This is a genomic window from Alphaproteobacteria bacterium (assembly GCA_020638555.1).
Classification (GTDB): Bacteria; Pseudomonadota; Alphaproteobacteria; order Bin95; family Bin95; genus JACKII01.
Map to the genome: position 1 here is coordinate 755,232 of JACKII010000002.1, position 16,949 is coordinate 772,180.

The window sequence follows — 16,949 nt, forward strand, 5'->3', positions numbered from 1 at the left end:
TCACGGCGGTGTTCTGTTGCCGAAAAGAACCCTCCGCGTGATGGCTTGGTCGAAATCGGGCCTGCCATGCCGCAGGTCGAATATACCGACCATGATATCGCAACAATGCGCCCCTTTTTCCGAAAGGACCCTACGATTATGAAAAGGTTCGTCTTTGCCACCGACATTTCCGCGATGGCGCTCGCTTTCGCCATTGCTTCCGGTGCCGCAAGTGCTGCCGACATCACCAACAATGATTCGGACATCCACACCATCCAGATCACCGATAGCGCAGGCAACGTGACGTCGATGGACATCGAGTCGACGCAGACCGTGAATGTCTGTGATACGGGCTGCGCCGTGACCATCGAAAGCGAAACCCTGCAGTTGAAGGGCGACGAGTCGCTGATGATCAAGGATGGTCGGTTCCATCCGGTGCAGTAAGGCCAGTCGCCCGGCGATGCCATTCCCCGACCGATGGACGGGGGAGGGCGGTTGCGCCGCTGGTGGCTCCACTGCCGAGAGACCCCGCCGCTTGTCGGCGGGGTTTTTTCGTTGCCGGAGGGAAATGCCTTGGTGTGCCGCCCCGGGCCCTTACGTCCCGCCTCCGCCGACGTCTTGCTCATCTATTGGAAAATTCGATTTTATCCGACAATAAATTTCGCTTTTCTGCATTATAAGCTTGCGGCATTGTCCGCGCCGTCGCGTCGGGAAAGGCGTGACGCTGAAAGAACACGCGGAAAGAGCAGAGGTAATGAGGGTTCCTCTGTCTGGCTCCGATGCCGAAAAGCGGTTTTCCACCTCTCTATCCGAATGTTCCGGTGATCGAACGTCTGGATCGTAACCGGGTTCGGGAAAGGACTGTACTTCCATGAGCAAGCTCACGATTGTGTCGAGTGTTTCCGCGATTGCGCTGGGTCTGGCGATTGTCTCGGCCCAGGCCGGTGCCGCCAGCATTGTCAACAACGACGCGGTGGCGCACACCGTGCAGATCAACGACGGCTCCACCACCAGCGAGGTCGAAATCGGCGCCGGCGATGAGGTGACCGTCTGCGAGCAGGGCTGCACCCTGACCGTCAACGACCAGTCGCTCGACGTCAAAGGCGACGACAAGCTGGAAATCGTCGACGGCGCGCTGAAGGCCGCTGAGTAAGCGCGAGCCGACGACTGCCGCCAAACCCTCGGCGGCAGGGGGAAGGGGCCTCGCAGGAGGCCCCTTCTTTTTTTGAACTATGGTCGGGTTTTGAACTAGCGTCGGGGCCTTAGTTCGGGTCGTCCGGATGGGCGGGGGTCGCCTGGGCCGGCCACGGGTCGCCCACGTCTTCCAGAACGCAATCCAGCGTCTCGGCCGAGAGGCGCAGCAAGCCGCCGCCGGCGAACACCGCCAGCAGGTCGCCGTCTTCGACGGTGAGGCTCAACAGGTTCAGGATGCGCTCGCGTTCGTGGCGGTTGAGATTGCGGGTTTGCACCTGCTCCACCTGCTGCACCGTCAGCAGCGCATGGGTGCGGCTCGGCGCGTCCGGCGCATCCCAGCGGTAGCGGTTCAGGGCGATGACAAAGCGCCTGTCCTCGGCCAGGTAGACCATGTCCGACAGCGGCACGAGCGCGTCCTGCACCATGGCCGACATCACGGCCAGGTCCTCCGCATCGCGGGCGCGCAGTTTCAGCGGCGCGCTCATTGCGGCACCCGCTCGATCAGGGCGCCGCAGGCGGAGAGTTTCTCCTCCAGGCGCTCATAGCCGCGGTCCAGATGGTAGATGCGTCGCACTTCCGTCTCCCCCTTTGCCGCAAGCCCGGCCAGCACCAGCGACACCGAGGCGCGCAGGTCGGTCGCCATCACCGGCGCGCCGACCAGCTGGCGCACCCCCCGCACCAGGGCGGAGGCACCGTGCACGGTGATATTGGCGCCCATGCGCGCCAGTTCCGGCACGTGCATGAACCGGTTCTCGAAAATCGTTTCGGTGAGCATGGCCGCGCCGTCCGCCACGCACATCAGCGCCATGAACTGCGCCTGAAGATCGGTCGGGAAGCCGGGATAGGGCTCGGTCATGGCATCGGTGCCGACCAGGCCGTCCGGCCGGGCGATGCGCAGGCCGTCCGGCGTTTCCTCCGCCGTCACGCCGGCCTTGCGCAGCACGGTGAGCGCGGCGGCCAGATGGGCCTCGCGCGCGCCCAGCAGTTCGACCGACCCGCCGGTGATGGCGGCGGCCATGGCATAGGTGCCGGCCTCGATCCGGTCGGGAATGACCGGGTGGCGCGCCGGGGTCAGGCCGGTGACGCCCTGGACGCGGATCGTGTCGCTGCCGGCGCCCTCGATCGGCACGCCCATGGCCGCCAGGCACTGGGCGAGGTCGACGATTTCCGGCTCGCGCGCCGCGTTCAGGATCACGGTCTCGCCGCGGGCCAGCGCCGCCGCCATCAGCGCGTTTTCGGTGGCCCCGACCGAGACTTTCGGAAACGCGATGCGCCCGCCGCGCAGGCCCTTCGGCGCGCGCGCCTCGATATAGCCGCCGGTGATCTCGATTTCGGCCCCCAGGTCCTCCAGCGCCCCCAGATGCAGGTCGACGGGCCGGTTGCCGATGGCGCAGCCGCCGGGCAGCGACACCCGCGCCTCGCCGGCCCGGGCGACCAGCGGCCCCAGCACCAGCACCGAAGCGCGCATCTTGCGCACCAACTCATAGGGCGCGGTCGTGCTGGTGAGCGTGCGCGCGTGCAACTCCATCGCGTGGCCGTCGGGGCAGCCGGCGTCGTGGCCGTTCAGCCGGATGTCGACGCCGTGCTGCGACAGCAGTTCCGCCATGGAGGCGATATCGGCCAGATGCGGCACGTTCGTCAGTTGCAGCGGCTGCTCCGAGAGCAGGGCAGCGGTCATCAGCGGCAGGGCGGCATTCTTGGCGCCGCTGACCGGAATGCGGCCGTGCAGCGGGCGGCCGCCCTGGATGCGGATCATGTCCATGGCTACAAGCCTCCCCCAACCGGAGCGGTCACAGGCGCGGCAGGGTCACGCCGCGTTGACCCATATATTTGCCGGCGCGGTCGGCATAAGACACTTCGCACGTCTGGTCGGCCTTCAGAAACAGGAATTGGCAGGCGCCTTCATTGGCATAGATTCGGGCAGGAAGTGGGGTGGTGTTGGAGAATTCCAATGTGACATGACCTTCCCATTCCGGCTCCAGCGGCGTCACGTTGACGATGATGCCACAGCGGGCATAGGTGGATTTGCCGAGGCAGATCACCAGCACATCGCGGGGGATGCGGAAATATTCGACCGTGCGGGCCAGCGCGAACGAGTTCGGCGGGATGATGCACACATCGGTGTCGCGCTCGACAAAGCTTTGTTCCGAGAACGCCTTGGGGTCGACCGTGACCGAATCGACATTGGTGAAGATGCGGAATTCGCTGGCGACGCGCGCGTCATAGCCATAGCTGGACACGCCGTAGGAGATGACGCCTTCGCGATGCTGGCGGTCGGCAAAGGGCTCGATCATGCCATGCTGCACGGCCTGCTCGCGGATCCAGGAGTCGGGCATGATGCTCATGGCTTGGTCTTTCCTTCGTCCGCGGCCGGCATGGCCGGGGCAGCGGATGCGTCGGTTGCGGGGCTGCGCCGTGCCGAGGCCTGGGCCTTGCGCCGGCGCAGATTGGCGCGCAATTGCTGCGCCAGCCGCTCGGCCTTGTCGGCGGCGGCTGGGTTCGGCTGGGGTTTTGGATCGCGCGCCATGGGTCGGGCCTTCATTGGGGCTTGCCAATCGGTCTCGCGCTAGATAGAAGGTCGCCTCTCGCTCGGTCAAGGCGTCGCGGTGACCGAGGCTTGCCAGCGCCAGCCGGCGCTGGCATTAAGAGCACCACGTCGCGTGACGAAGCCGCCGTAGCTCAGTGGTAGAGCGCACCCTTGGTAAGGGTGAGGTCGAGTGTTCAATCCACTCCGGCGGCACCAGTCTCACAGGCAAAGTGCTGCGCAGCTCAGGCGCGCCGGGGCGATCCGATCGAGGGTCGAACCACCAAACGCCGGCCGGATCGACGGACCATACAGCCAAAGCCCCGATCGCCTGTACCCGGATGGCCGGGGCTTGTGTGTTTGTGCGCTGCCGTTGCGCGATGCCCAGCGAGGTTCCTCACCCCACCCAGAGCGCCGATTGACGGATTCCGGGCGATCCTGCCGGCAGGGTTCGCCTCTTTTTTGGTTCTGGCGCCAATCCTGTCGCGGACCTGTGGCCTCCGGGTTGGCGTGTATTTCGGATTCGAGGGTTTTCTTAATAAATCATATTGTTAATATATATATAATAAAAAATGGATTACGATAAGATGTTATAAAGGGGTGATGTCATGCGACGGTCGTGTGGAAAGGCCGTGATCTTGGCGCTTCTGATCCTGCCGTGGACGGGGACTGCGGCATTGGCTGCGGAGGCGAACCAACCCGCCTGTGATGCCCTGGAGGCCTGGGCGGCCACGGTCGACGCGCGCGACCGCTACACGCCGATACCCGGCAACCGGACCTGGGCGCCGCAAGCCTTCGGCGCGCCCGCTTTCGCGGCAGTGTTCGGCAAGCCGGCGCTGGACCTGAGCCAGGATGAGGTCAACACGCTTGGCGACCGCATGAAGGAGTGTCAGAAAGCGGCGACGCGCGAACGGCGCTACGATGCCCAGAAGGCACTGAATGCCGCGCGCGGCCTGTTCGTGGGCCGCATGACCCGGATCCTTGCCGCCACGGCCGGCATGGCGAAGGCGCAGGCCGCCGACCAGGCGGCGGAGCGCGCGCAACGGGAACGTGCCGTCGCCCGGCAGCAGGCGCGGCAGCGACAGGGCGAGGGGGCGGTCCGGAACTTTCTGGCCAAGCTGCTGGGCCAGCCGGATTCGCCCGAATTGTTGCGCGACCTGGTGTTGCTTCGCAGGCCGCAGGCGCCGGACCCAAACCAATTGACCACGCCGTTTGCCCGCAATTTCACCGACTATGTCTCGCAATGGGGCAAGTCGCCGAACGATCCGGACATCGCCGCCGAAATCGATGGCCGCATCGACACCCTGCGGGACCCCTTGCTGGCAGACGTCGAACACCGAATGGATGCCGTTCCCAGCAGTGGAAAGGGCCTTGGTACCCTGAAGCAGGTCCTTGCCCAGGCGTTCGACCGCATCGGGCCGGCCTTGCGTCCCGACGACCGGACGCGTCTGAAAGGCCATTACGCAGCCCGGCGCACGGCGATGCAGGCGGACGTGACCGGGTTTGCCAGGGAGAATATCGCCAAGCTTCCGGCCACTCCGGACGGCTTGGTGACCGTGCAGCGCTGGCGGCGCGAAATCCTCCGCATGGATGTGACCGCGGCGCAGCGGCAGGACATCATCCGGGTCGCGGAGGCGCGGCAGACGGCCATCGCCGACCGGTTGCTCGCCAAGGCGACGGCGGCCCTGGAAGCCGTTCCGGAAACGCTGGACGGAATCGCCCGGCTCGACCGGGTGGCGAAGACCGTGCGTTCCGCGCGGGCGGTTGCCAGCGAACCGGCGCGCGCGGCCTTTGCGACGGCCCTGGACCGCCGCCAGGCGGAGGTTCGCGAAGGCGCGCTGCCGGAATTCCGGGCCCGCATGGCCTCGCTGCCGGAAGACCGGGACGGTCTGAATCAGGCCCGGGACTGGGTCGCCCAGACCAAAGCGGCACTGCCTGACGCGCCGGTGCGCACGCAGTATGTCGAGGCCGCCATTGCGCGGCGGGATGCGATCCAGGCCGCGCTCGACGCACGCGACCGCGACCGGCGGCAGGCGGCGTTGGCTGCCGGCGGCGACCCGCGCCTTGTCGGTTTGGCCTTTGTCGAGGGCATTGCCGGCATGCGCCTGGAGTTCCGCGATGAACGGCGGGTCTTCATGAATTTCCTGGGGGTTCGGGCGATGGGGGATTACGAGGTCTCGCGGGACGATGTCATCGTCAACGGCCCGCACGGCCAGATGGTCCTGACCATCCAGGGCGACACCCTGAGCGGGCAGGGGCTGACCTTCGCGCGGCAGGAATAAGGGGCAAGCGCCCGTTGACAGGCCGTCGCCCGGTCCCCTGCCAGGGCGATCAGCCGCCGCGCAGCCGCCGCTCGACGGCCGAGGCCGCGGCGATCAGGGCCAGGTCCTGGCCATAATGCCCGACCAATTGCAGCCCGATGGGCAAGCCCCGCGGGCCGTGGAACAGGGGCAGGCTGATGCAGGGCAGGTGGAGGCTGGTCCACAGGCCGTTGAAGGTGGCCGCTCCGGTGGAGCCGAGACCGAGCGGCGCCTCGCCCGGTGCGCTCGGGCACAGCAGCAGATCGAAGTCGCGGCTCGCCATGGCCACCTGGGCCCGGTAGATGCCGAGGCCGGCGAGCCCGGCGCGATAGTCCGCCAGCGTCACCGTCAGCCCGTCATTGACCCGGCCATTCAGCAGGGCTCCGGAGAGGCGGTTGCGGTGGTTCAGCCGCTCCCAGGCCATGGCGCCGGCGAACTCGTAGCCGGCGACGGTGCGGATGGCGGCCTCGAACGCCTCGAAGCCTTTCGGCAGGGCAAAATCGCTGACGCTGGCGCCGACCCGTTCCAGGCGGGCGGCGGCGCCTTCGATGAAGCCGCGGGTGGCGGGGCAGGCCTGCTCCCAGTGAGGCGTGCGGCAGAGGCCGATGCGCAGATGCCCGAGCGCTGGCGGTGCGATCTCCGCCAGTGGCTCGGTCGTGGCGGCGGCGCGAATCGGCGCCAGGTCCTCGACGGCGCGGGCCAGCACGCCGACCGTGTCGAAGCTGCGGACATTGCCGCGCACGCCCTCGGTGTTGATCTCGCCCCAGGAGGGCTTGTAGCCGACCACGCCGCAATAGGCGGCCGGGCGGATGACGCTGCCGGCGGTCTGGGTGCCGAACGCCCAGGGCACCATGCCCGCCGCCACCGCTGCGGCCGAGCCGCTGGACGAGCCGCCGGGGGTGTGGGCGGCGTTGTGCGGATTGCGGGTCTGGTTCGGGTGGACGTGCGCGAACTCCGTCGTCACCGTCTTGCCCAGTAGCACCCCGCCCCGGTGGCGGGCATAGGCGACGCAGGCGGCATCCGCCGTCGGTCGCCGGCCCGCATGGATCGGTGAGCCGTGCTCGGTCGGCAGGTCGTGGCTGTCGATGATGTCCTTCACGCCGAAGGGGACGCCGTGCAGCACGCCCTCGGCGGGAGACTTGTCCCGCGCCCGCGCCTCGGCCAGGGCCTGGCCGGCCGCGTGATGCGCCCAGGCCTGCACCTCGGGCTCGCGCGCCGCGATCCGGTCCAGGTGGGCGGCGGTCACGGCTTCGCTGGTGGTGCGGCCGTCGGCGATGGCGGCGGCCAGCGCCCGGGCGCTGAGGGAACAGGGGTCTTGCATGGTGGGAAACCTCCGCGACGGCTGCACTTTCGGCCACTATCCTGGCCGCAGAGCCAGAACACAATCCGGGAGAACCGTCATGCCTCGCCCCATCACCCTCGCCGGCGCCCAACTCGGCCCGATCCACCGGGCGGACAGCCGCGAAAGCGTCGTCCAGCGGCTTTGCGACCTGATGCGGCGTGCGCATGGCAAGGGCGCGCATCTGGTCGTGTTCCCGGAACTGGCGCTCACCACCTTCTTCCCGCGCTGGTACATGGAGGACCAGGCCGAGGTCGACACCTGGTTCGAGTCCGAAATGCCGAACGCCGCCACACGGCCGCTGTTCGAACTGGCCGCCAGCCTGAAGATCGGCTTCTATCTCGGCTATGCGGAGAAATGCGTCGAAGGCGGCGCAGTGCATCGCTACAACACCGCCATTCTGGTCGACCGGGACGGCAAGATCGTCGGCAAATACCGCAAGGTGCATCTGCCGGGCCATTCCGATTACGTGGCGAGCTATCCCTGGCAGCATCTGGAAAAGCGCTATTTCGAGGTGGGCGATCTGGGCTTTCCGGTCTGGCGCACCATGGGCGGCGTCATGGGCATGTGCCTCTGCAACGACCGCCGCTGGCCGGAAACCTATCGCGTCATGGCGCTGAAAGGGGCCGAGGTCATCCTGCTGGGCTACAACACGCCGACCCAGAACCGCGAGAGCAACACGATCGAGCCGCCGCACCTGCGCATGATGCACAACCACATGACCATGCAGATGGGCGCCTATCAGAACGGCTGCTGGGTGGTGGGCGTCGCCAAGGCGGGCGCGGAGGACGGCTATGACATGATGGGCGGCAGCGTGATCTGCGCGCCATCGGGCGAGATCGTCTGCATGGCCCGGACGCTGGGCGATGAGCTGATCGTCGCCGACGCCGACCTGGACGAATGCACCTTCAACAAGACGACGATCTTCAACTTCGCCGCCCACCGTCGGCCGGAGGCCTATGGCATCATCACCGCCCAGGCCGGCGCCACGCCGCCGCCGGAGGAATGAGGCCGTGACCGCCGCGTCTCGCGCCGCCGCGCCATCCCTCGGCCGGATCATGCTGCTGGTGCTGTTGCCGTTCGGCAGCGGCTATTTCCTGTCCTACCTGTTCCGGGCGGTGAACGCCGTGGTGGCGCCGGACCTGGTGCGGGATATCGCGCTTTCCGCCAGCGGTCTCGGCCTGCTGACGGCGGCCTATCTGTTCGCGTTCGCGGCGTTCCAACTGCCGCTCGGCATCCTGTTGGACCGGTTCGGGCCGCGGCGGGTGCAGGCGGTGTTGCTGGTGACCGCCGGCACCGGTGCGCTGCTGTTCGGGCTGGCCGAGAGCGAGGTCGCGCTGATCGCGGCGCGCGGCATGATCGGCCTCGGCTTTGCCGGCGGCCTGATGGCGAGTTTCAAGGCGGTGGCGGAATGGGCGCCGCCCGGACGGATGCCCTTGCTCAATTCCTGGGTGATGGCGTTCGGCGGCATTGGCGTGATCGCGGCCAGCACGCCGGCGGACCTGGCGGTACAGGCGTTCGGCTGGCGCGCCGTGTTCCTGGCGCTCGCCGCCGTGACGGCGCTGGTCGCGGTGGTGATCTGGACCGTCGTGCCCCGCCGGGGCGAGGTGCGTCACGCCGGCGGCGAGAGCCTGGGCCGGCAGTTGCGGGCGCTGGGGACGATCTACAGCGACCGGGAGTTCTGGCGGGTGGTGCCGATCATCGCCGCCATGTGCGGCAGCCATATCGCCGTGCAGACCCTGTGGGCCGGGCCCTGGCTGGCCGATGTCGGCGGGCTGGAGCGGGACGCGGTGGCCGCGGTGTTGACGGCGATGGCGGTGGCCTTCACCGTCGGCATTCTCGGCAGCGGCGCGCTGGCGGACTGGGTCCGGCGCTTCGGCTATGGGCCGCTCAGCGTGATGATGGCGATGGGCGGGCTCTATGTCGTGGCCATTGTTGGGCTGTTGTGGGCACCGCTGGACTGGATGATCCCCCTCTGGCTGCTGTTCGCCGGCACCGGCCAGCTTGGCATTCTGGGCTATCCGCATGTCTCCGAGCATTTCGGCGCGGCGCTGGCCGGGCGGGCCGGCACGGCGATCAACCTGCTGGTGTTCGGCGCGGCGTTCGCGCTCCAGTACGGTATCGGCGCCGTGCTCGACCGCTGGCCGACCGCGGACGGCCATCACCCGGTCGAGGCCTATGCGACGGCGCTGGGCGGTGTGCTGGCGCTGCTGGTCGTCACCTTCCTCTGGATGCTGTTGCAGAGGCCGGCACCGCGGCGGTAGCGCAGCCCATCCTGCTCTCAACCCGCTTCATCCCGAGTAGGGCCGAAGGCCCGTATCGAGGGACGCGTGCCGCCGCCCCTCGATACGCCCCGGTCCGCGTCCGCGGCTACTCGGGGTGAAGCCGCCTGAACCTAGCGACCGACCGGTCTCTCACGCGGCCGGCGTTTCCGCCAGCCGCGCCTGGGAGCGGCGCCACTGGCGCAGCCAGAGTGCCGCCAGCAGGGAGAGCAGCAGCAAGGGCAGGGCGCCCAGATTGACCCAGGTCCAGCCGAAGGCATGCATCAGCGCGCCGGAGGAAATCGCCCCCAGCGCCACCACAGAGAAAATGATGAAGTTCGTCGCCGCCTGGGTCTTGGCCCGCTCGGCGGCAGTGTGGGCCTCGGTCAGCAGGTTGGTCGAGGCCGTGAAGGCGAAATTCCAGCCGAGGCCCAGCAAGGCCATCGCGCCCCAGAAATTCAGCACCTCCGTGCCGGACAGCGCGATCCCGACACAGATGGTTTGCAGCGCAATGCCGATGGCGATGACCCGCGTCACGCCGAGCCAGCGGATGACCGTGCCGGTGAAGAAGCCGGGCGCGTACATGAAAAAGATATGCCATTCGATCACCAGCGCGGTCGAGGCGAACTGGTGCTGGGCATGGTTCATGGCCAGCGGCGTCGAGGTCATGAGCAGGTTCATGACCGCCTGGCCGACGGTGGCGCAGAGCGTGGCGACGATGAACACCGGCTGGCGCATGATCCGGCCGATGGGCCGACCGCTGTCCTTTGCCTCTTCCGGCGTCAGCTTCGGGATGTCGACCGCCAGGACGATGATGCCGCTCAGCACGGTCAGGCCTACGAGAAAGGCATAGGAAGCCAGGAACGGCCGGTCGGCCACCAGATGCTCGCCGAGCTTGGCGAGTTCCGGCCCGACAAAGGCCGCGACCAGCCCGCCGGTCAGCACCAGCGAAATCGCCCGGCTCTTGAACGCGTCGGACGCCACGTCGGCGGCGGCGAAGCGGTAGAGCTGGGCGAAGCCGGAGAAAAACCCGAACAGCAGGGCGCCCAGGCAGAACACGAGGAAACCGGCGGTCTCGATGCCCCAGATGCAGGCGAGCCCGCCGGCAATGCCGATGAGGGACCCGACGGAGAAGCCCGGCCCGCGCCCGATCCGGCGCATCAGCAGCGAGGCGGGAATACTCGCCGCCGCCGTGCCGACCACCGCCAGGAAGATGGGCACGGTCGACAGCGCCTTGTCCGGCGCGATCTGGTAGGCGATCAGCGGGCTGGTGGCCACCAGCAGCGAGCGGCCGGAATTGTAGAGCATCTGGCAGGTCGCCAACACGGCGACATTGCGCCGGTCGCGGTATCTGGACCGGGCCAGTTCGGGAGTTTCCACCATGTCTCGTTGTTCATTCGTTGAGCGGTGCTCCCCTCCCGCGCGGCCAGCCGCGAGGGAGGGGCTGAATCCATGCGGGGAGAGTGACGTCAGGCGAACGGGTCGGTGTCGACCAGCCCTTCCTCCATCGCCTTGATCTGCAGCGCCATGTATTTGGAGTAGATGCGCGCCTGGGTCAGGCTGCCGGCGATGAACCAGGCGCCCGGCTGGGACGTGCGTTTGTACATGTTGGCCAGTTCGCCGTCCGCGCCCTCGCCCCAGATCGGGCCGATCTTGGCGGCCACGTCCTCGCCCAGCGCGCGGCGCACCAGCTCTGCCTGCGGGTAGTAGCCGGTGGCGAGCACGATCAGGTCGGCCGGCACGACGGTGCCGTCCTTCAGCACCGCACCCTCCGGGCCATAGCGCTCGATGGTCTCGTTCTGGAGCAGGCCGATCTCGCCCCGGATCATCAGGTCGGAGGAGCCGGCATCCAGGTTGTAGCCGCCGCCGCGGCGCCGGTATTTCATCTGGTGGCCGGTGTTGTCCTCGCCGATGTCGAACTTGAAGCCGATGCCCTTCAAGCCGGCGATCATGTCCTTGTCCAGCTCCACCATGCGCTGGACCGCAAGCTGATAGCCCTTGACGATCATCGGCGGCGTCGAGGCGCCGCCCATCAGGTCGCATTCCTCCACCGGCAGGCCCTCGTCATAGAGCGCGTAGTTGAGCTTCGCCGACGGGTCGATCGAGACCACGGTGGTCGAGCCGCGCTGCACGATGGTGGTCTCGCAGCCGAAATTGTAGAGGTCCAACGCAATGTCGTTGGCGCTGGAGCCCGTGCCGATGACGATGGCCCGCTTGCCCTGGAAGGGCGCGCCGCTGTCGAAGCCCTCGGAATGGATGACCTCGCCCCGGAAACTGTCGAGGCCGGGAATGTCCGGGACCAGCGGATAGCTGCTGACGCCGTTGGCGAAGACGATGTGGCGCGGATGCATGACCCGTTCGCTGCCGTCCGCCAGTTTCAGGGTCGCGGTCCACTGCCGGGCGGCCTCGTCCCACTCGCCCTTGGTGAACTCGGTGTTGGTCCAGTGGTTGATTTCCATCACCTGGGCATAGAACTCGAACCACAGCCCCAGCATGTCCTTCGGGATGTAGTTCGGCCAGGTTTCCGGGAAGGGCAGGTAGGGCAGGTTGTTGACCTTGATCGAATTGTGCAGCGCCAGCGAGTGATAGCGCTTGCGCCAGCTGTCGCCGATGCGCGGCCAGCGCTCCACCACCAGATTGTCGACGCCCAGCTGATTGAGCCGCGCGGCGATGGAGAGGCCGGCCTGGGCGCCGCCGACCACCAGAACGGTCGGGTCGCGATCGTCGTAGGCTTGCGCCTTGCGTCGGACGTCCTCCCAGTTGTCGCCGCCGAAATTGCGGGAATAGGCCTCGCCGGTCGGGCGCTTGGCTCCGATCTTCTCTTCGAAGCCCTTCAACTCTTGCAGCGAGGTGGAGAACACCCAGGCCCGGTGCCCGGCGGCACCGCCGTCTGCGGCCGGCACCAGGCGCACCACGCCCTCGCCGCGGCCGACCTTGGTCTCGAACCGGTGGAGCGCCTCGACGCAGTCGCGGCCCAGGCGCTTGACGCGGCGGGGCGGCGTGCGCGTCTCGCTGACGGCAAAGTCCTTGGCCGCGACCGCGGGCTGCCGCGCGGCGAGGCCGGCGGCAATGGCGTCGGCGCCGAGATGCGGTGTCAGATGCCAGGTGAAGGCCAGCACGTCGCGCCAGTTGGCGTCGTCGGTGAACAGAGCGGCCAACCGGGCCTGGTCGCCGTCCGTCAGCGCGGCTTCGAAGGCCTGGAGCCAGGCGGAAACGATGGCGTCGGTGGCAAGCTCGTCTTGCGCGGCAAAACCCTGAGACTCGACGTGGTTCATCCACGGATCCCTTTCGGCTGGTCTGGTTCGATGGCTCAGGAACATGTACCGACGCGCCGGGCTGTCACCCGGCGTGCCGTCGTCCATTCCAGAACCGTTATGCGAGCCTAACCCCCGCGAACCGCCGCCGCCAAGGGCCTTGGCTCACGGCCGAAGCCGAACCGGTGTTGAGCGCCGTCCGGGAGTACGACGGTCAGGCGTCCAGCAACTCCGCCGCTTCCATGGCCGCATAGGTCAGGATGGCGTCGGCGCCGGCGCGTTTGAAGCTCATCAACGCCTCCATCATGGCGCGGTCGTAGTCGAGCCAGCCCTGGATCGCCGCCGCCTTCAGCATCGAGTACTCGCCCGACACGTTGTAGGCCACGGTCGGCGCGCCGAAGGCGTCCTTCACCCGGCGGATGATGTCGAGATAGGGCAGGCCGGGCTTGACCATGACCATGTCCGCGCCCTCGGCCAGGTCGAGGGCGACCTCGCGCAGGGCCTCGTCGGTGTTGGCCGGGTCCATCTGGTAGGTCTTCTTGTCGGCCGTGCCCAGATTGGCGGCCGAGCCGACCGCGTCGCGGAACGGCGCGAAATAGGCGCTGGCGTATTTGGCGGCGTAGGAGAGGATGCGCACATGGTCGTGGCCTTCCGCGTCCAGCGCCTTGCGGATGGCGCCGATGCGGCCGTCCATCATGTCCGACGGCGCGATCACGTCGCAGCCGGCCTCCGCCTGCACCACCGACTGCCGGCAGAGGATTTCCACCGTCACGTCGTTCTGGACATAGCCGTTCTCGATCACGCCGTCATGGCCGTGGCTGGTGAACGGGTCCAGCGCGGCGTCGCAGATCACGCCGATGTCCGGCACCGCGTCCTTGATCCGCCGCACGGCCTCGCAGAGGGCGTTGTCCGGGTTCACCGCCTCGGAGCCGATCGGGTCTTTGAGGCCGGGCTCGACCAGCGGGAAGATGGCGACGGCGGGAATGCCGCGCTCGTAGGCCTGCTTCACCGTGGCGACGATCCGGTCCGGCGAGTGGCGAAACTGGCCCGGCATGCTGTCCACCGGCTCCACCAGATCGGTGCCGGCGCGCACGAAAATCGGCCAGATCAGGTCATCCACCGCAAGCCGGTTTTCCGCCACCAGACGGCGGGTCCAGGCATCGCGCCGGTTGCGGCGCATGCGGGTTGTGGGATAACCAGCACTCGGAAACTGCAAGACCATCGCCTGGCCCTCCTGCGTATCAAATCGAGGCGCCATGCTATCGTCGCGAATGCAAGCCGCAAGATGAGCTTTTCGCACAGGCGGATCGGGAGCCTATGACGCCATGCCTTTTGACCTGACCGAAGACCAGATCGCCTTTCAGGACACCGCCCGCGCCTTTGCCGAGGAACAGTTCGCGCCGAACGCCGCGCGCTGGGATGCCGAAAAAATCTTTCCGGTGGAGCAGTTGCGCGCCGCAGCCGCCCTGGGATTCGGCGGCATCTATGTGGGCGAGGACGTGGGCGGCTCGGCGCTGACCCGCCACGACGCCGCCGTGATCTTCGAGGAGTTGGCCGCCGGCTGCACGTCGACCGCCGCCTATATCTCGATCCACAACATGGCCGCCTGGATGATCGACCGCTTCGGCGGTCAGGACCTGCGCGAGCATTTGCTGCCGCAGCTCTGCACCATGGACCTGCTGGCGAGCTATTGCCTGACCGAGCCGGGCTCCGGCTCCGATGCGGCGGCGCTGAAGACCAAAGCGGTGCGCGACGGCGACGACTATGTGGTGAATGGCTCCAAGGCCTTCATCTCCGGCGGCGGCCATACGGACCTCTACGTCACCATGGTCCGCACCGGCGACGACTCGCCCCGCGGCATCACCTGCCTCGCCATTCCCAAGGATGCGCCCGGCCTCTCGTTCGGCGAGCAGGAGCGCAAGATGGGCTGGAACTCGCAGCCGACCTCCATGGTGCTGTTCGACGACTGCCGCGTGCCGGTCGCCAACCGCATCGGCGAAGAAGGCGAGGGGTTCAAGATCGCCATGGCCGGCCTCGACGGCGGCCGCATCAATATCGGTGCCTGTTCGCTGGGCGCGGCGCGGGCGGCGCTGGCGGCGGCGACCGCGTATATGGGCGAGCGCAAGGCGTTCGGCTCGCGGCTCGCCGATTTCCAGGCGCTGCAATTCAAGCTGGCGGACATGGCGACGGACCTGGAGGCGGCGCGCCTGATGATCCACCGCGCGGCGATGGCGCTGGACGCGGGCCACCCGGACAAGACGCTGTACTGCGCCATGGCCAAGCGCTTCGCCACCGATGCCGGCTTTGCCATCTGCAACGAGGCGCTGCAAATTCACGGCGGATACGGGTACCTTCAGGATTTCCCGCTGGAGCGCTATGTGCGCGATACCCGCGTGCACCAGATCCTGGAAGGGACGAACGAGATCATGCGCGTCATCATCGCCCGCCGCCTGTTGCAGGATTTGTCGCGCTGAAGGCTTCCCGCTCGCAATGACGGCAGGCGGGATCGCGCCAGGCCCCGAAATTCCCTTCACCAGGACCCCACCCATGACCGACGATATTCTGTTCGACCGCGAGGGCTCGCTGGCCCAGATCACGCTCAACCGGCCGAAGGCGCTGAACGCGCTGACCCTGGAAATGCTCGACGCCATGGACCGGCGGCTGGTGCAATGGGCGGACGATCCGGCGGTGGCGTGCGTGGTCATCCGCCCGGTGGCCGGCAGCCGCGCCTTTGCCGCGGGCGGCGATATCGAACGGCTCTACCGCGAGCGCGGCCAGCCCTATACGGCGACGTTCTTCTGGGACGAATACATCGTCGACTGGCGCATCCACCACTATCCGAAGCCCTATGTCGCCTTCCTCGACGGTATTGTCATGGGCGGCGGCGTCGGCGTGTCCATCCTGGGCGCCGTGCGGGTCGCGACCGAGAACACCATGTTCGCCATGCCCGAGACCGGCATCGGCTTTTTCCCGGATGTGGGCGGCGGCTGGTTCCTGCCGCGGCTGCCGGGGCGGCTGGGCGTCTATCTGGCGATGACCGGCGGGCGGCTTTCGGGTGCGGATTGCTGCGCGGTCGGCCTCGCCGATGCCTATGTCCCGCGCGAGCGGCTGGACGACGTCGCCGAACTGCTGGGCAATCTGGAGCCGGGCGCCAGCCGCCAGGCGGTAATGGGCGTGCTGGATGCCTTCGCGGAAAAGCCGCCGGCGGCGAAGATCACCGCGCTTCAGCCGCAGATCGACCGCCTGTTCGCGGGCGAGACGGTGGAGGACATTTTCAACGCCCTGTTCGACGACCCGAGCGAAGAGGCGCAGAAATGGGCCAAGGCCATGGCCGGCAAGTCGCCCACCTCGCTGAAGGTGGCGCTGGAGCAATTGCGCCGCGGCGCCGGCAAGACGCTGGACGAGGTGCTCGCCATGGAATTCCGCCTGTCGCAAGCGTTCTGCGCCGACCACGATTTCTTCGAGGGCGTGCGGGCGCTGATCGTCGACAAGGACAACCAGCCCCTGTGGCAGCCCTCGACCCATGCCGGCGTTTCGGACGAGCGGGTGGCGAGCTATTTCCTGCCGGCTGCGGCGGGCGAGCTGACCTTCGATCCTCCGGTACGGCGCTATGGGGTCGCGGGGTAGGGAGCTTTACGCAGCGGTTGCGAAAGGCGTAGGCTCGACGAACGGTTCAGGTTGTCTAAAGGAGACGGACGCATGAGCAGTTCTTCCTCGGACCAAAAAGGCACTGCATTGCCGGGCTTTGGCGGGTTTTTCGATGCCTTCCAGGGTCAACTCCAGTCCATGCCGGCCTTGCAATCCCGCCTGCTGCAGGAAATGCAGACCTTCAACACCGAGGCGATGGAATTCGTGCAGAAGCGGGTCGAGCACGATGTCGAAGCCTCGGGCAAGCTGATGGCCTGCAAGACCCCGGCCGAAGCGGCGGAGGTGATGCGGGCCTTCTACGACCAGGCCTTCCAGGAATATTCGGCCCAGGCCAGCCATGTGTTCGAGCGGGCACTGGCGGTGGTTCAGGGGCAGGCGGAGGGCCAGGCCTCCGACAAGCCGAAGAAGGCCGGCAAGCCGTCCGCGGACGGCTGATCCGCCAACGCGGCG

Annotated in this window: 16 protein-coding genes and 1 tRNA gene; 9 read left to right on the forward strand and 8 right to left on the reverse strand. The window is 67.5% G+C overall.

The genetic code is table 11. From position 1 onward, the window contains the following. The first annotated feature begins 138 nt into the window (after positions 1–138). Positions 139–423: a hypothetical protein gene (locus H6844_09365; GenBank protein ID MCB9929609.1), complete on the forward strand. Its 285-nt coding sequence runs from the start codon at positions 139–141 to the stop codon at positions 421–423. A 427-nt stretch (positions 424–850) separates the two neighbouring features. Continuing rightward, a complete protein-coding gene (locus H6844_09370) occupies positions 851–1,132 on the forward strand; it encodes a hypothetical protein (GenBank protein ID MCB9929610.1) in 282 nt (93 codons plus the stop codon). 109 nt (positions 1,133–1,241) lie between these two features. Here the strand turns inward: H6844_09370 and H6844_09375 are convergent, their stop codons facing one another. Genes H6844_09375 through H6844_09390 form a run of 4 tightly spaced genes read right to left on the reverse strand, consistent with a single transcriptional unit; the run spans position 1,242 to position 3,700 of the window. Next, entirely contained in the window at positions 1,242–1,658 is a 417-nt protein-coding gene (locus H6844_09375; protein MCB9929611.1) for a DUF2948 family protein, read from the reverse strand. After that, positions 1,655–2,935, reverse strand: a complete 1,281-nt coding sequence (gene murA, locus H6844_09380) for a UDP-N-acetylglucosamine 1-carboxyvinyltransferase (protein ID MCB9929612.1) — start codon at positions 2,933–2,935, stop codon at positions 1,655–1,657. The genes H6844_09375 and murA overlap by 4 nt, the downstream gene beginning before the upstream one ends. Positions 2,936–2,963: 28 nt before the next feature. Beyond that, a complete protein-coding gene (locus H6844_09385) occupies positions 2,964–3,518 on the reverse strand; it encodes a dCTP deaminase (protein ID MCB9929613.1) in 555 nt (184 codons plus the stop codon). Then, positions 3,515–3,700: a hypothetical protein gene (locus H6844_09390; protein MCB9929614.1), complete on the reverse strand. Its 186-nt coding sequence runs from the start codon at positions 3,698–3,700 to the stop codon at positions 3,515–3,517. Before H6844_09390 ends, H6844_09385 begins: the two co-directional genes overlap by 4 nt. A gap of 141 nt (positions 3,701–3,841) precedes the next feature. Here H6844_09390 and H6844_09395 point away from each other — a divergent pair. Together H6844_09395 and H6844_09400 are read left to right on the forward strand one after the other, a co-directional pair. Then, positions 3,842–3,916 (forward strand) — tRNA-Thr (locus H6844_09395). Between the two features lie 413 nt (positions 3,917–4,329). Then, positions 4,330–5,979: a hypothetical protein gene (locus H6844_09400; protein ID MCB9929615.1), complete on the forward strand. Its 1,650-nt coding sequence runs from the start codon at positions 4,330–4,332 to the stop codon at positions 5,977–5,979. Between the two features lie 49 nt (positions 5,980–6,028). Here the strand turns inward: H6844_09400 and H6844_09405 are convergent, their stop codons facing one another. Continuing rightward, entirely contained in the window at positions 6,029–7,318 is a 1,290-nt protein-coding gene (locus H6844_09405; protein MCB9929616.1) for an amidase, read from the reverse strand. A gap of 79 nt (positions 7,319–7,397) precedes the next feature. Between H6844_09405 and H6844_09410 the strand changes: the two genes are divergently transcribed. Together H6844_09410 and H6844_09415 are read left to right on the forward strand one after the other, a co-directional pair. Then, positions 7,398–8,345: an N-carbamoyl-D-amino-acid hydrolase gene (locus H6844_09410; protein ID MCB9929617.1), complete on the forward strand. Its 948-nt coding sequence runs from the start codon at positions 7,398–7,400 to the stop codon at positions 8,343–8,345. 4 nt (positions 8,346–8,349) lie between these two features. Beyond that, positions 8,350–9,600, forward strand: a complete 1,251-nt coding sequence (locus tag H6844_09415) for an MFS transporter (GenBank protein MCB9929618.1) — start codon at positions 8,350–8,352, stop codon at positions 9,598–9,600. Positions 9,601–9,750: 150 nt separating this feature from the next. On the opposite strand, the gene H6844_09420 is transcribed toward H6844_09415, so the two are convergent. The 3 genes from H6844_09420 to hemB all read right to left on the reverse strand — a co-directional run bounded on the left by H6844_09420 (position 9,751) and on the right by hemB (position 14,031). After that, positions 9,751–10,980: an MFS transporter gene (locus H6844_09420; protein ID MCB9929619.1), complete on the reverse strand. Its 1,230-nt coding sequence runs from the start codon at positions 10,978–10,980 to the stop codon at positions 9,751–9,753. An 86-nt stretch (positions 10,981–11,066) separates the two neighbouring features. After that, positions 11,067–12,872 carry an NAD(P)/FAD-dependent oxidoreductase gene (locus H6844_09425; GenBank protein MCB9929620.1) on the reverse strand — a complete coding sequence of 602 codons (1,806 nt, stop codon included), beginning with the start codon at positions 12,870–12,872 and terminating at the stop codon, positions 11,067–11,069. A gap of 193 nt (positions 12,873–13,065) precedes the next feature. Next, positions 13,066–14,031 carry a porphobilinogen synthase gene (gene hemB, locus H6844_09430; protein ID MCB9929621.1) on the reverse strand — a complete coding sequence of 322 codons (966 nt, stop codon included), beginning with the start codon at positions 14,029–14,031 and terminating at the stop codon, positions 13,066–13,068. 145 nt (positions 14,032–14,176) lie between these two features. Here hemB and H6844_09435 point away from each other — a divergent pair, with 145 nt between their 5' ends. The 3 genes from H6844_09435 (at position 14,177) to H6844_09445 (ending at position 16,934) form a co-directional block, all read left to right on the forward strand. After that, a complete protein-coding gene (locus H6844_09435; protein MCB9929622.1) occupies positions 14,177–15,325 on the forward strand; it encodes an acyl-CoA dehydrogenase family protein in 1,149 nt (382 codons plus the stop codon). A 73-nt stretch (positions 15,326–15,398) separates the two neighbouring features. Beyond that, positions 15,399–16,478 (forward strand): enoyl-CoA hydratase/isomerase family protein, encoded by a 1,080-nt coding sequence (locus H6844_09440; protein MCB9929623.1) that lies wholly within the window; start codon positions 15,399–15,401, stop codon positions 16,476–16,478. A 72-nt stretch (positions 16,479–16,550) separates the two neighbouring features. After that, positions 16,551–16,934 (forward strand): phasin family protein, encoded by a 384-nt coding sequence (locus H6844_09445; protein MCB9929624.1) that lies wholly within the window; start codon positions 16,551–16,553, stop codon positions 16,932–16,934. The last annotated feature ends 15 nt before the right edge of the window (positions 16,935–16,949 follow it).